The organism is Streptomyces bluensis, assembly GCF_014650715.1.
Taxonomy (GTDB): Bacteria; Actinomycetota; Actinomycetes; order Streptomycetales; family Streptomycetaceae; genus Streptomyces; species Streptomyces bluensis.
On sequence record NZ_BMVM01000019.1, the window covers coordinates 12,932 to 26,493 of the forward strand.

Genomic DNA, 13,562 nt, shown 5'->3' on the forward strand with positions numbered 1-13,562 from the left:
TCAGCGCTTGAGCGTGAAGGTGAAGTCGCCGGAGAGCTTGCCGCTCAGCCGGACCGCGGAAACGAGTTTCCCGTCCGTGATCAGTCCCTCGACCTCGGCCCGTGAAAGACCGCATCCTTCAGCGATCAGCCGTACCGGCCGGACAGGAATCCGCGCGGCGAAGCGGACCGAGACGTCGATCGCCTCGGTTGCCTCGGTCGCCTCGGTCGCCCCGGTCGCCTCGGCGTCCAGGTGATCCGATCCGCCGGTGTCGAGGCGCCAGGCGTTGTCCCAGTCGAGGGCGATGCGGTTACGGCGCCGCACGACCGGGTCCTGGAGCAGATCGGCTGCCAGGCCGGCGTCGTTGTCATGCAGCCGGTCCAGCAGTTCAGGTCGTACGGAGCGCACGTTCGTCCGCTCCAGGACCGTGAGCTTCGCGGTTTCCCCGCAGGCGGTACAGAGCACGAGGAGCCAGGCGTCGATGAGCTTGTGGTGGGCGTTGACGCGAAATTTTCCGTTCGGCCGGAAGCGCTCGGACGCGCACGTATGGCAACGGCGGAGAACGAGCGGCAGGCAGGTGGGCATGACCACCCAGGTGTCGAGCACAGAAGTACACCGGTTTCAGTGAGAAGTCCGCAGCAAAAAGCAGCGCGGCGCACATGCGCGACGCGCGACAGATCAGCGCTCGGGAGGTCTCACACGGTGTACAACGGCAGGCCCTTCACTGGACGACGTGGTTCGGCAGCACGGTAAGGGCGCACAGCGGCGCTGCTCCACTGGTTTTCCGGAGCCTCACCTGGTTTTCCGGAGCCTCACCGCGCTCCGGGGTCTAAGCTCGCCCGATGACCTTGGAATGGGAACAGGTAATCGTTCACTCGGAAGATCCGGTGGCCTTGGGGCAGTGGTGGGCCGAGGCTCTCGGGTGGGTCGTCGTGCACTCCTCTGACGACGAGTTCGAGATCCGCCCGGAGCCGGATCGCCTGCCGGGGCTGGACTTCGTCCGGCTCGATGAGAGCAAGAAGGCCAAGAGCCGACTGCATCTCGACTTCAGGCCCGATGACCAGGACGCCGAGGTGGCTCGTCTGGTGGCTCATGGCGCCCAGCGTGTGGACATCGGCCAGGGCGATCAGTCGTGGGTCGTGCTGGCCGACCCCGAAGGCAACGAGTTCTGTGTTCTTGGCCAACGGCGTCAGTAGCTCAGTAGCTGAGCACACCGGCTGAGCACACCCACTGAGCACACCAAGGGACATCGGCGAGGCCCTTTGGCCGGACGGGGGGACCTCTGGTGGTGGAATCCGAGACCCACTGGCGTGTAAAGCTGGCAAATCGGATTTAAGGGACGCATGGTTCCGATGTGACCCACGTCAGCACCCTGCCGGCCCCCGCCCAGGAGGGCGGCCGACAGCACCCTCAGGATCGGCACCCCAAGGATCACGTCCGCTCCGCGGCGCGACCGCATCCGGCCGTCCTCGCCCTCGGGCTCTTCCTCGCCGCCCGGCTCGCCGGTGTCGCCGTCCTCACCGCGACCGCCTGGGCCTACGGCAAGAACCCGCTGCGGGTGCTCGGACGGTCCTGGGACTCGGACTGGTACCTGGGGATCGCGGCGCACGGTTACGGACGGATCGAGTACTTCGCGCCCAAGGTCGCCAGCGACTACGCGTTCTTCCCGCTCTACCCGGGGTTCGTACGGGTCGTCACCGAGATCACCCCGCTGAGCGGCGGCGCGGCCGGGCTGCTCGTGTCCTGGACGGCCGCCGGGGCCGCGGCCTGCGGGCTGTACGCGATCGGACACCGGCTGTACGGCCGTGCGGTCGCCACCGCGCTGGTCGTGCTGTGGGGGCTGCTGCCGCACTCCGTCCTGCTGTCCCTGGCGTACACCGAGCCCGTGCTCACCGCCTGCGCCGCCTGGTCGCTGTACGCGGTGCTCACCGGGCGGTGGGTGTGGGCGGGTGTGCTGGCCTCGCTGGCGGGCCTGGCCCGGCCGAACGGGATCGCGGTGGCGGCCGCGGTGCTCGTGGCGGCGGCGTACGAGGTGGTGCGGCGGCGCGGGCGAAACGTTTCCCACAGCCTGTGGACGGGCGCCGCGCTCGCGCCGCTCGGGTGGTGCGGATACGTGCTGTGGGTGGGGTCGCGCACGGGCGATCCGCTCGGCGGGTACTTCGCGGTGCAGCGGCGGTGGGGCTCACGCTTCGACTTCGGGGTGGGCGCCCTGCGCTTCGCCCGGCACCTGGTGCTCCACGGCGGGCGCTTCGTGTTCCCGATGACGTTGCTGCTCGTGGCGGTGGCGGTCGTGCTCTTCGCGTTGCTGGTGGTGGACCGCGCGCCCCTGGTGCTGGTGGTGTACTGCGGCGTCCTGCTGCTGATCACGATCGGCGGCTCGGGGTACTTCGCCTGCAAGCCGCGCTTCCTGCTGCCGGCGTTCCCGCTGCTGCTGCCGCCGGCGCGGGCGCTGGTGCGGACGGCGAGAGCCCGGCCCTGGCACGCGACCGTGGTGGTCACCGCCCTGGCCGGGCTCTCGTTCGTTTACGGCGCGTTCCTGGTCGTGGTCAACCACACGCCTTTGTGACGACTGATCGGCAGACCGTTCGTCCTGCTCGTCTTCCTGATCGTCTTCCTACTCGTCTTCGTCGTCCGGCTTCTCCGCGCCGTCGACCTCCTCCGCGAGGCCGAGCTGCTCCACGAGCCACTTGTCGAACTCGATGGCCGCCCGCACCCAGCTCACGGTCGACGACACGAAGTGCTCCAGGCTGACGCCGGTGCCGATCAGCAGCTGGGCCTCGCCGATGAGACGGACCGTGCCGTCGTCGTGCGTGTGGCTGTACACCTTGGGCCACAGCGTGCGACGGTTCCAGTCGTCGATCGTCTCCAGCAGCGCCGGCTTCTCATTGATCTTGTGCGGCCGGTCGTAGAACGTCCGTACCGAGAAGACCTGCTGATCGCCCTCGCCGCGGAACATGAAGTACGTACGGAACTGCTCCCACGGCGCCGCGAGGTCACCCTCGTCGTCGACGACGTACTTCAGCTCCATCTGGTCGAGGAGCTGCTTCACGAGGTCCTGATCCGGGACGACGGGGCCCGCCGGTCCTTGGGGCTGCGGCTCGGGCTGGCCCCCGAAGTTCGGAATCGAGGACGGGTCGATGGACATACTTGAAGACTCCTGCGGTCGTCTGGCTCGTCCGGCCAACGCTGAGACCAGACGTACACAACCCACCCTCTCTCTCTTGCCCCCCGACCGGCAACCTCTTCGCCCGACGTGCCTGCGCTGTGTGACGGATCAGCCACGTGGGCGCCGCATTCCGGCGCTCCCTGGCGTCCGGGGCGCCGTGTGCCGGCGCCCCGGACGTTCGCTCCGGACGGTCGCTCAGGACGTTCGCTCCGGGCTACAGCGTCTTCCCCGTCGCAGGCCCGACGATCAGGCCCGAGCCGAAGGCGTCGACCCTGACCGTGTCGCCGTCCTTGACCTCGCCCGAGAGGATCTCCTTGGCGAGCCGGTCGCCGATGGCGGTCTGGACGAGACGCCGCAGCGGGCGTGCGCCGTACGCCGGGTCGTTGCCCTCGTCCGCGAGCCAGGCCAGGGCCGCGGGCGTGACCTCCAGGGCGAGCCGGCGCTCGGCGAGCCGCCCGGCGAGGCGCTCGATCTGGAGCTGGGCGATGCGTTCCAGCTCCGCCTTGTGCAGCGCCGAGAACACCACGAGGTCGTCCAGGCGGTTGAGGAACTCCGGCTTGAAGGAGGACCGCACCACCTCCAGCACCTGCTCCTTCTTCTCCTCCTCGGACGTGAGCGGCTCCACGAGGAACTGGCTGCCCAGGTTCGAGGTGAGGATCAGGATGGTGTTGCGGAAGTCGACCGTCCGTCCCTGACCGTCCGTCAGCCGCCCGTCGTCCAGCACCTGGAGGAGGATGTCGAAGACCTCAGGGTGGGCCTTCTCGACCTCGTCGAGCAGGATGACGGAGTACGGCCGCCTGCGCACGGCCTCGGTCAGCTGGCCGCCCTCCTCGTAACCGACGTAGCCGGGCGGGGCGCCGACGAGCCGGGCCACGCTGTGCTTCTCGCTGTACTCCGACATGTCGATGCGGACCATGGCCCGCTCGTCGTCGAAGAGGAAGTCCGCGAGGGCCTTGGCGAGTTCGGTCTTGCCGACACCGGTCGGACCGAGGAAGAGGAAGGAGCCGGTGGGGCGGTCGGGGTCGGAGATGCCGGCACGGGACCGTCGTACGGCGTCACTCACCGCCCGTACGGCCTCGGTCTGCCCGATGAGGCGCTTGCCGATCTCGTCCTCCATGCGCAGCAGTTTCTGCGTCTCGCCCTCCAGCAGGCGTCCGGCGGGGATGCCGGTCCAGGAGGCGACGACGTCGGCGATGTCGTCGGAGCCGACCTCGTCCTTCACCATGGTGTCCTTGGAGGCCTCCTCCTCGGCCTCGGAGGCGGCCTCCAGCTCCTTCTCCAGGGCCGGGATCTCGCCGTACAGCAGCTTGGAGGCGGTGTCGAAGTCACCGTCACGCTGGGCCCTCTCCGCCTGCCCGCGCAGTTCGTCCAGCTTCTCCTTCAGCTCACCGACACGGTTGAGGGACTGCTTCTCCTTCTCCCAGCGCGCGGTGAGCCCCCGCAGGCCCTCCTCCTTGTCGGCGAGATCGCGGCGCAGCTTCTCCAGCCGCTCGCGGGAGGCCGCGTCGGTCTCCTTTTCGAGGGCGAGCTTCTCCATCTCCAGCCGGTCGACGGCGCGCTGGAGTTCATCGATCTCGACCGGTGACGAGTCGATCTCCATACGGAGCCGGGAGGCCGACTCGTCGACGAGGTCGATGGCCTTGTCGGGCAGGAACCGGGAGGTGATGTACCGGTCGGAGAGGGTGGCGGCGGCGACCAGCGCGCTGTCCGCGATCTGTACCTTGTGGTGGGCCTCGTACCGTCCCTTGAGCCCGCGCAGGATGGCGATGGTGTCCTCGACGGTGGGCTCGGCGACCAGCACCTGCTGGAACCGCCGCTCCAGCGCCGGGTCCTTCTCGATCCGCTCGCGGTACTCGTCGAGGGTCGTGGCCCCCACCATGCGCAGCTCACCGCGGGCGAGCATGGGCTTGAGCATGTTGCCGGCGTCCATCGCGGAGTCGCCGCCGGCACCGGCCCCCACGACGGTGTGCAGCTCGTCGATGAAGGTGATGATCTGCCCGTTGGAGTCCTTGATCTCGGCGAGGACGGTCTTCAGCCGCTCCTCGAACTCGCCCCGGTACTTGGCACCGGCGACCATCGCGCCCAGGTCGAGCGCGACGAGCCGCTTGTTCCTGAGGGACTCGGGCACGTCGCCCTTCACGATGCGCTGCGCGAGCCCTTCGACGACGGCGGTCTTGCCGACGCCGGGCTCACCGATCAGCACGGGGTTGTTCTTCGTCCTCCGGCTGAGCACCTGCACGACCCGCCGGATCTCCTGGTCGCGCCCGATGACGGGATCGAGCTTCCCGTCCCGGGCGGCGGAGGTGAGGTCGGTCCCGAACTTCTCCAGGGCCTTGTACTGGCCCTCGGGGTCAGGGGTGGTCACCCGGCGTCCTCCCCTCGTCTTCTGGAAGGCGTCCTGCAACTTCCTGGCGTCCGCTCCCTGCCGCACGAGCACGTCGCCGGCCTGGCCGCCCTTGGCCGCGATCCCGATGAGCAGGTGTTCGGTCGACAGGTACTCGTCACCGAGTTCCCTGGCCCGCTCCTGCGCGTCGGCGACCACGGCGAGGAACTCGCGGTTCGGCTGGGGCGGCGAGACGCTGGACCCGGTCACGCTGGGCAGTCCGGCGAGGACCTTCTCCGCGCCGGCCCGCACGGAGGCCTGGTCGGCGTCGACGACGGCCAGCAGGTCGATGATGTTCTCGTTGTCCTGCCCCTGGAGCAGAGCGAGGAGCAGGTGGGCGGGGGTGAGGTCCGGGTGCCCCTCGGACACGGCCCGGTTACTGGCCGTGTTGATCGCGTCCCGGCTCCTGTTGGTCAGCTCGGCGTCCACGTTCGCTGTCTCCTCCTCGCGTCAGTCAGCCGTCGGCCCGGTGTCAGCCGTCCTCCACACTGACTTGAGCAACGTACACAAAGTTGAGTCTATTCCACTCAAGGCGATGTGCGGGAGGCTTCGGAGCACTGGGTTCACCCTGATGACGGCCCGCCCGGACGACAGCACGGAACGGCAGCACGGACGAGAGCACGCCCATGCTGCCGTTGGCGTTACATACGGTTACATACGATCCCGGGGCGCGACTGACTCGGGGTGATCGCGTTTCGAGGACGCGGGGGCCACCCGACGGAGCGCACAATTCCAGCCACCGTCGGCATCGGCGGATACCCGGAGATTTCACCGTAAACCTGCAGCGGCGTCACCGTGTTCAGGTCACGGTGACGCCGCTGCCGGGGGGAAGCGCCTGAGCGATTTACAACGACGGGGGAATCGCGTCAGGCACTGCGGGGGGTGGCTTGGATGCTCGCGGAGGCCGGAGCCTCCGCTTCGGCCAGCTGGTGGTCACGCTGGTCGAGGTTCACGAAGATCATTCCGTACCGGATGGCACACCGTACGGGCTGCGGCGCACCTCGCGGTCGCCGCAGACACCGGTACGCCCGCACGTCCTCGTCCTCATCGCGGGTGACCACGACCGGCTCACCGAACACGGTCACCATCAACGAGTCACCGCTGTGGGGGATGGCGGTGGCCAGGTCGATGAAATGCCAGCCGGAACGGTAGGCGGTGGCCATCTCCCGGCGGAAGGAGCGGTCGTCGGGAGGGATGCTCATGCGTCCGCGTCCTTCGGCGCTCCGATGGTCCATCCGCTGTCCTCGGCGCCCTCGGCCTGAATCACCGTCCAGCCGCTGTCCGCGGGAGGGCCGGTCCAGCCGCTGTCGGCCTCAATGCTGGTCCAGCCGCTGTCGTCACCGTCCGACTGGGTTGCCCTTTCAGCACCCCCCACGACAAGACCGGAGCCCTCCAGGGTGCCGAAGGTCGCAGCGATGGAGAAGACTGCGGCAAGCACTGAGCCAAGCATTCTCACGCGCATCGTCGGCTTCGTCCTCACTTGATGGAATCTTCTCCCCCGTGCCACAAGACGATGGCTCATTCAGGCACGTCAATGCCACAGGAGCGATGCATCATGTTCCTGCATGTTCAGGACCCTGGGGGGTGGAGATTTGCCTAGAAACGACTCAGAACCGACACATCCCCATGCCGTCACGGAGTTGTGTGACGCAGGAACCGGTCTTTACACCCACGCTCTGCGTTCCGGGCGTATCAACCGAGCCGAAGTGGAGTCGGCGGCCCCGTGTCTCCTGGAGTTCGCGCTGCTGCACCCGGATCCCGACGACGCGAACTGGCTGCGTCCGGTTCCGCCGTCGATCGCGCTCGCCCAGCGGCTGCATCCTCTGGAACGCGAGATACAGGACCGAAGGCGTCAGAGCATAGAACTGACCGATGCCTTCGATCCGTTCATCGCGCTCAGCACACAGAGCCAGGCGAGCATCCACGCGATCACCGTGCTGGAGGGTTTCGACCGGATCAACGCGGCGCTCAACTCCGCCACGGCCGAGTGCCACACCGAGATGCTCACCATCCAGCCCGGCGGCGGTCGCCCCGCGGACGCCCTCGTGCAGGCGCTGGAGCGCGACAGGCCCCTCACCGACCGCGGGGTCAGCATCCGCACGCTGTACCAGCACACCGCCCGCCACAGTCCGGGAACACTCGCCTATGTGGACCTGATGTCCAGCGGCAAAGTACAGGTACGCACCCTTGAGGAACTCATCGAGCGACTCATCATCTTCGACCGGACCGTGGCCTTCATCCCCGCCAGCGACGACCGGCGGGTGGCACTGGAGCTGCGTCACCCGGGACTCGTGGTCTACCTGAGGAAGGTCTTCGAACAGCTCTGGCAGCGCGCGACCCCCCTCACCGAGGAGCCTCCGTACGAAGTCAGCGGGGACGGCATCACCGGCGTGCAGCGCTCCATTGCCAAGCTCCTCATCGAGGGTCACGTCGACGAGGCCATAGCCCGGCGCCTCGGCATGAATGTCCGCACCTGCCGAGCCCACATCGCCAAGCTCGCCACGGCCCTGGGCAGCGGCAGCCGGGCCCAGCTCGGCTATCTCATCGCCCAGTCGGGGATCCTGGAGCAGGATCACTGACCCTCGGAGGGAGGGAAACCCACGCGTGATGAAGGCGCACAAGGCGCACAGTGCGGAGGACATGTGCCAAGCCGGAACGGATCTGTACGCTCGCGCCCTGCGCGAAGGGCGGGTTTGTTGTGAGGACGCCGCCGGCATCCCGTGCCTGATCGACTTCGGGTTGCTGCACCCCAACATCGAGGACATGCGCTGGCTGGAACCCGTGGCCCCGGCCGTCGCCCTCCACCGGCTCCTGCGCAACGTCGAGGACCACATCGCCGACGAACGCCGTCGCGGGGTCCGTCTGGCCGAGGCCTTCGAACCGCTGATGCGGATCGACGGCCGCCCTACGGCCGCCGCCCAGGCATCGCCCATCACCGTCCTCAGCGGCAAGCCCCGAATCAACTCCGCCATCTCCGAGGCCATGGCCGATGCGACGCTGGAGCTTCTCGCCATCCAGCCGAACACCGGCCGCAGCTCCGAGGCCGAGGCCACCTCCCTGGAGCGGGACAGGGCCCTGCTGGACCGCGGTGCCCGGATCCGTACCCTCTACCCCCACACCATGCGTCACTCGATGTCCATCATCGCCCGCTACGAGGAGCTGACCGGCGACATCGAAGTCCGCACCCTGGACGAAGTGACCGACCGGCTCATCGTCATCGACCGCAGGGTCGCCTTCATCCCCGCCGCCAGGGACCGCTCACTCGCCCTCGAAGTGCGCCAACCCGCCCTGATCGACTACTTCTTCGTCACATTCGACCGTCTCTGGCGCCTGGCCACCCCGATGTACCCCGAGGCCGTCCAACCACCCACCGTCAACGGCATCACCCCCCGTCAACGAGCCATCGCCGCCCTCCTCATCGAAGGCCACACCGACACCGCCATCGCGGAACGCCTCGGTATGAACGTCCGCACCGTCCGCGTCCACATCGCCAAACTCGCCGCGACGCTCGGCAGTGAAAGCCGGGCCCAACTCGGCTATCTCATCGGCCGGTCGGGGATTCTGGAAGCGGAGCGACGGCAGGAGCGTTGAGCGGGAACGGCTCCTCCCCGGTGCCGGAGCGCGGCGGACCGTCCAGCCCCGCCTGCGCGATCCGCACCCCCAGCTGCGTACGGCTGGCCGCGCCCAAGGTCTCCGAGAGCCGCGCGATATGGGCCCGGCACGTACGGACGCTGATTCCCAGCCGTTCCGCGATCACCGCGTCCTGGTGGCCCTCCGCCAGCAGGGCCGCGATGGAGCGCTCGCGATGGGAGATGCCCTCGATGCCGGTCGCGGGGATCGGGGACGTCAGCGGTACGGCCAGGCGCCACAACCGCTCGAAGACCGTGACCAGGTACTCGACCAGCGCGGGATGGCGGATCTCCAGGGCCATCGTGCGGTCCGCGTTCGCGGGGATGAAGGCGACCGTGCGGTCGAAGACGATGAGGCGTTCCACGACCTCGTCCAGCGTGCGGGCCTCCGCCGCGCCGCCCATCAGCTCCATGTAGCTGTGCAGGCCCTGCCCGTGGCGCGCCACATGCGTGTAGAGGTCGCGCATACGGACGCCCCGGCGACACATCTCCAGTCCCCGGTGCAGCCCTTCGCGGAGTTCGTCCTCGCGGCGGATGCCGCCCGGCTGGACCGCGAGCACCTCCTGCGTGCACGCCTCGGTCGCCTCGTCCATGGCGGCACGGATGCGCTGGAGCCCGTCCAGGACGCGGATCGCCGTGCTCTCGGCGGGCGGCTGCACCCGGCCGCCGTCGAGGCCCGCGTACCAGCCGACGGCCGCGACCGCCGTCCCCACCCGGGCCTGGCTCGCGCTGACCTCCTCGTCGACGGACCGCAGGAGCCGGGTCATCACCTCCAGCGGGGACGTGGGCACCAGCCGGTCCATGTCGTCGGGGTCGGGGTGCAGCAGGGCGAGTTCGACCAGGCAGGGCACGGCCTCGGCGTCCTCGCGCGGCACATGACCCATGCGTACGGCTTGGGAGTACACACGGTCCCCCGCCTCGCACAGCCGGTCGGCTCCGTGCGGGTGCTCGTCCGTCCCGTGCCCGGCCATGACCTCATTCACCCCTGGGTCGCGTCTTCCGCAGCGCAACTATGCGCGGACGCCTCCGGCTCCGCAACACGACCCCACCGCGTCACCGTTCCTCTATCCGTGCATCAGGTCACGATATGTCCACCCTCCGCCCCACCTCGTTGCAGCAAGTTGGGGGTGTGCGTGCGCGGCCAGGAGTGCGATCGTCATTGTGGATCACCGGAGCGTCATACAACGACCGATCAGTGCCTGACGGATCCCGTAACCTCCGCGACCGATTGCAAGCTGATACTGACCTATCAACGGGAAAGGTGTGCACCACTGTGACCAGGTGGGACGGCAGCCAATTGTCCGACAGGGCCGCGGGCGGGGGCCCCACGAGCCTGAGCGCACCAGTGGCCGTCCAGCGACTACCCGCCGTCGACGCACTGCGCGGATTCGCGCTGCTCGGCATTCTCGTGGTGAACAGCACGCAGATCATGAATCCCTATATGTCCGAAGGGATTCGCGAGCCCGGTGCCGCTTTTGTGGACGAGATCGCCATGTGGCTGGTGACGGCGCTGGCGGCCCACAAGTTCTACCTGTTGTTCTCGTTTCTGTTCGGCTACAGCTTCACCTTGCAGGTGGCCTCTGCCGACCGGGACGGAGTGAACTTCGTGCCACGCTATCTGCGTCGGTCACTGGGACTGCTGTTGTTGGGCATGGGGCACGCCGTGCTGCTGTACAACGGCGACATTCTCATGGCGTACGGCCTCCTCGGGCTGGTCCTCCTGTGCGCCAGGCGGATCACACCGGGAGCCGCCGCAAGGGTTGCCGGCTGGGTCTACGGAGCATTCGGTGTGATCCTCACCGCGGCGGGCGCGCTTGCCGCATGGGCAGGTGAGGAGAGTGGAACGAACCAGGCGGAGGTCGCGAAAGCCGTGGCGGCATATCGCGGCGACGCGGGCACGGTCCTCCAAGCGAACCTGGACCGACTGCCCGATGCCGTTCTCGGCATTCTCATCATGGCCCCCGGAGTGCTCGCCGCTTTCTTCCTCGGACTGGCCGCAGGCAAACGGAACCTGCTCGCCCACGCTCGCACACACCGCTCTCAGCTGGTTCGGATCGCCACCATCGGACTTGTTGTCGGAGTCCCAGGGGCCGTCTTCTTCGCCTCGGCCTCGCAAGGACCTCTCGGTGAACGATGGCAGTTCCTGGGGATCGGCGTGGGAATGCTGACGGCCCCCGCGCTGTCGGCCGCGTATGCCTGCCTGCTGCTGCTCCTGCTGCGCTCGTCATGGGGAGACCGAACCGCGCGGCTGCTCGCCCCGGCCGGCCGCATGGCGCTCACGAATTACCTGACACAGTCCGTGATCATGGCCTTCGTGGCCACCGCATACGGCCTGTCGCTCTACGGGCGTATGGGTACGGCTGCACTCATGGTGCTCGTGGCCGCCATATATGGTCTCCAACTCGCCATCAGCTCGGCGTGGTTGAGGCGTTTTCGGCTTGGGCCCGCCGAATGGCTGCTCCGAGCAGTCACCCTGGCTGGGCCTCCGGGAGAGCGGGCACGCCCCTAACGGCCTTGTCGTGGGAGGCCCGGCCCGGCAGGCCAGGGGCTCTACTTCAGCAGCCCGATCTCCTGGCACGCCGTCCGGTACTCGGACGTACAGATCTGCTTGACCGTGTAGATGCCGTCCGCGACCACCGTGTCCTTGATGTTGTTCCTCGTCAGCGCGACCACGGAGACCAGCTGGGCGGGGACGTTCTCGGTGGTCGGGGAGTCGACGCTGTCGCGGGTGAGGGCGTCGAACTCGATCGTGCGGCCCTGGACCTTGGCGACGGCCATCTCGGCGGCGGCGTTCGCCTCCTGCGGGTACGACTTGTACACGCTCATGTACTGGTCGCCGGAGACGATCCGCCGCACCGCGGCCAGCTCGGCGTCCTGGCCGGTGACGGGCGGAATCCCGGAGGCGCCGGTGGTCTTCAGCACGTCGATGACGGCGCCCGCGATGCCGTCGTTGGCCGCGTAGACCCCGGCGATGTTGCCGAGGCCGACGGCCGCGACCGCCTTCTCCATGTTGGCCTTGGCGTTCTTCGGGTCCCAGTCCTTGGTGTCGTACTCCTTGGCGATCTCCACCGCGTCCTGAAGTTCGGACATGGCTCCGGCCTTGAACTGCGCGGCGTTCGGGTCGGTGGGCGCGCCGTTCATCATGATGATCTTGTTCGCGGAGGAGTTCCCCAGCTTTTCGACGAGGGCGCGGCCCTGCACCTGGCCCACGAGCTCGTTGTCGAACGAGATGTACGCGTCGATGGGCCCCTGGGCCAGCCGGTCGTACGCGATGACGGGGATCCCCGCGTCCTTCGCCTTCCTCACTCCGCTCGCGATGCCCTTGGCGTCGACGGCGTCCACGACCAGGATGTCGACCTTGTCCGCCACCATCCGCTCCAGCTGACGGTTCTGCGTCGTGGCCTTCCCCTCGGCGTTGGCGTACTCGACCGTCCCCTGGCCGCCCGTCAGCTCCGCGACCCTCTTCGCGAAGATGGGGTGGTCGAACTGCTCGTACCGCGCGTTCTCCTTCTCCGGCAGGAGCAGCCCCACCGTGATGTCGTCACCCTTCGTGGGGCTCGCCCCGCTCTCGTCACCGATGCCGTCCACGACGCCACAGGAGGCGAGCGACAGAGCCGCGGCGGACATGGCCACGGCGACAGCGACGGTCGTGCGAGCGGGGGCGACACGACGTCTTCGAGTACGGGGGGTACAAGCGGTACGGGTGTTCACATCAGGTGCCTTCCGGGCGAGGAGGCGTCATTGTGAACTTATGTTCTTCGTTTTGCGGGCCGAGAAAAGGGCGATCCACCGAACTCCACAAGCGGAGTCGGACATTTCTCCCTGGTTGGCCGACTTTCGCCCAGGTCAGGCCTCCAGCCACTCCCGCAGCAGCGCCTCCCGCTCCTCCCGTCCGAGCGTGCCCTCGACGACGTGCGTGCGCCCCCACTCCAGCAGCGCCGACACGTCCGCGATGCCCGTCACGAACCGCTGGAGCAGCGTGACCGACAGGTCGTACTCGGACTCGGCGTACCCGCGGGGCGCGGCCCCGTACACGTCCAGCTCGGTGGTTCCCTCCGCGGTCTCGACGTGGACCTCGAAGACGGGCGGAGCGTCACCGATGCCGCCGAGCACCAGGCCCGCCACGTCCAACGCCGTGTCCACCGCGTTGCTCACCGCCTTCCACCCCGAGGCCTTGCTCCGCACAGGCGCGAGGTGCACACCGACGGACCGCACATCCGCCCATGCCCAGTGGCCCTCCTGATCGGTACCGAGCGCCTCCACACCGTCGGTCGTCAGCCGCACGCCCTTCCCGTACCCGGTGGGCTCCGCCCCGACGTACACGGACTTCTCCGTGATCCAGAACAGTCCGACCATGGCCATGGGTGCCTCCGGGGGGTGTGGCGTACGCGTAACGCCTGGGGAG

At 68.3% G+C, this 13,562-nt stretch carries 13 protein-coding genes; 5 read left to right on the forward strand and 8 right to left on the reverse strand.

Annotated elements, in window-relative coordinates:
- Positions 1–585 (reverse strand): DUF1062 domain-containing protein, encoded by a 585-nt coding sequence (locus IE262_RS32680; RefSeq protein ID WP_189878810.1) that lies wholly within the window; start codon positions 583–585, stop codon positions 1–3.
- A gap of 236 nt (positions 586–821) precedes the next feature.
- On the opposite strand from IE262_RS32680, the gene IE262_RS32685 reads away from it, so the two are divergent.
- Together IE262_RS32685 and IE262_RS32690 are read left to right on the forward strand one after the other, a co-directional pair.
- The gene (locus tag IE262_RS32685) at positions 822–1,175 is read left to right on the forward strand and encodes a VOC family protein (protein ID WP_134034463.1); all 354 of its coding nucleotides are present in this window, start codon (positions 822–824) and stop codon (positions 1,173–1,175) included.
- Between the two features lie 158 nt (positions 1,176–1,333).
- Positions 1,334–2,545: a putative hexosyltransferase gene (locus IE262_RS32690; RefSeq protein ID WP_189878812.1), complete on the forward strand. Its 1,212-nt coding sequence runs from the start codon at positions 1,334–1,336 to the stop codon at positions 2,543–2,545.
- A gap of 48 nt (positions 2,546–2,593) precedes the next feature.
- On the opposite strand, the gene IE262_RS32695 is transcribed toward IE262_RS32690, so the two are convergent.
- From IE262_RS32695 to IE262_RS32710, 4 genes are all read right to left on the reverse strand, one after another.
- A complete protein-coding gene (locus IE262_RS32695; RefSeq protein ID WP_134034457.1) occupies positions 2,594–3,124 on the reverse strand; it encodes a YbjN domain-containing protein in 531 nt (176 codons plus the stop codon).
- Between the two features lie 235 nt (positions 3,125–3,359).
- Positions 3,360–5,957 carry an ATP-dependent chaperone ClpB gene (gene clpB, locus IE262_RS32700; protein WP_134034454.1) on the reverse strand — a complete coding sequence of 866 codons (2,598 nt, stop codon included), beginning with the start codon at positions 5,955–5,957 and terminating at the stop codon, positions 3,360–3,362.
- Between the two features lie 437 nt (positions 5,958–6,394).
- Positions 6,395–6,730, reverse strand: a complete 336-nt coding sequence (locus IE262_RS32705; protein ID WP_134034451.1) for a Rieske (2Fe-2S) protein — start codon at positions 6,728–6,730, stop codon at positions 6,395–6,397.
- A complete protein-coding gene (locus IE262_RS32710; RefSeq protein WP_229877702.1) occupies positions 6,727–6,966 on the reverse strand; it encodes a hypothetical protein in 240 nt (79 codons plus the stop codon). Before IE262_RS32710 ends, IE262_RS32705 begins: the two co-directional genes overlap by 4 nt.
- A 127-nt stretch (positions 6,967–7,093) precedes the next feature.
- Between IE262_RS32710 and IE262_RS32715 the strand changes: the two genes are divergently transcribed.
- Together IE262_RS32715 and IE262_RS32720 are read left to right on the forward strand one after the other, a co-directional pair.
- The gene (locus IE262_RS32715) at positions 7,094–8,107 is read left to right on the forward strand and encodes a helix-turn-helix transcriptional regulator (RefSeq protein ID WP_166681604.1); all 1,014 of its coding nucleotides are present in this window, start codon (positions 7,094–7,096) and stop codon (positions 8,105–8,107) included.
- A 28-nt stretch (positions 8,108–8,135) separates the two neighbouring features.
- On the forward strand, positions 8,136–9,119 hold the full coding sequence (locus IE262_RS32720) for a helix-turn-helix transcriptional regulator (protein WP_189878816.1): 984 nt from the start codon (positions 8,136–8,138) through the stop codon (positions 9,117–9,119).
- On the opposite strand, the gene IE262_RS32725 is transcribed toward IE262_RS32720, so the two are convergent.
- Positions 9,070–10,128 carry a helix-turn-helix transcriptional regulator gene (locus IE262_RS32725; protein WP_189878818.1) on the reverse strand — a complete coding sequence of 353 codons (1,059 nt, stop codon included), beginning with the start codon at positions 10,126–10,128 and terminating at the stop codon, positions 9,070–9,072. The genes IE262_RS32720 and IE262_RS32725 overlap by 50 nt on opposite strands.
- 374 nt (positions 10,129–10,502) lie before the next feature.
- Between IE262_RS32725 and IE262_RS32730 the strand changes: the two genes are divergently transcribed.
- The gene (locus tag IE262_RS32730; RefSeq protein ID WP_229877703.1) at positions 10,503–11,666 is read left to right on the forward strand and encodes a DUF418 domain-containing protein; all 1,164 of its coding nucleotides are present in this window, start codon (positions 10,503–10,505) and stop codon (positions 11,664–11,666) included.
- A 41-nt stretch (positions 11,667–11,707) separates the two neighbouring features.
- Here the strand turns inward: IE262_RS32730 and IE262_RS32735 are convergent, their stop codons facing one another.
- Together IE262_RS32735 and IE262_RS32740 are read right to left on the reverse strand one after the other, a co-directional pair.
- Positions 11,708–12,868, reverse strand: coding sequence for a sugar ABC transporter substrate-binding protein (locus tag IE262_RS32735; RefSeq protein ID WP_373305199.1), 1,161 nt, complete (start codon positions 12,866–12,868; stop codon positions 11,708–11,710).
- A 135-nt stretch (positions 12,869–13,003) separates the two neighbouring features.
- A complete protein-coding gene (locus IE262_RS32740; RefSeq protein ID WP_189878822.1) occupies positions 13,004–13,519 on the reverse strand; it encodes a hypothetical protein in 516 nt (171 codons plus the stop codon).
- Positions 13,520–13,562 lie beyond the last annotated feature (43 nt).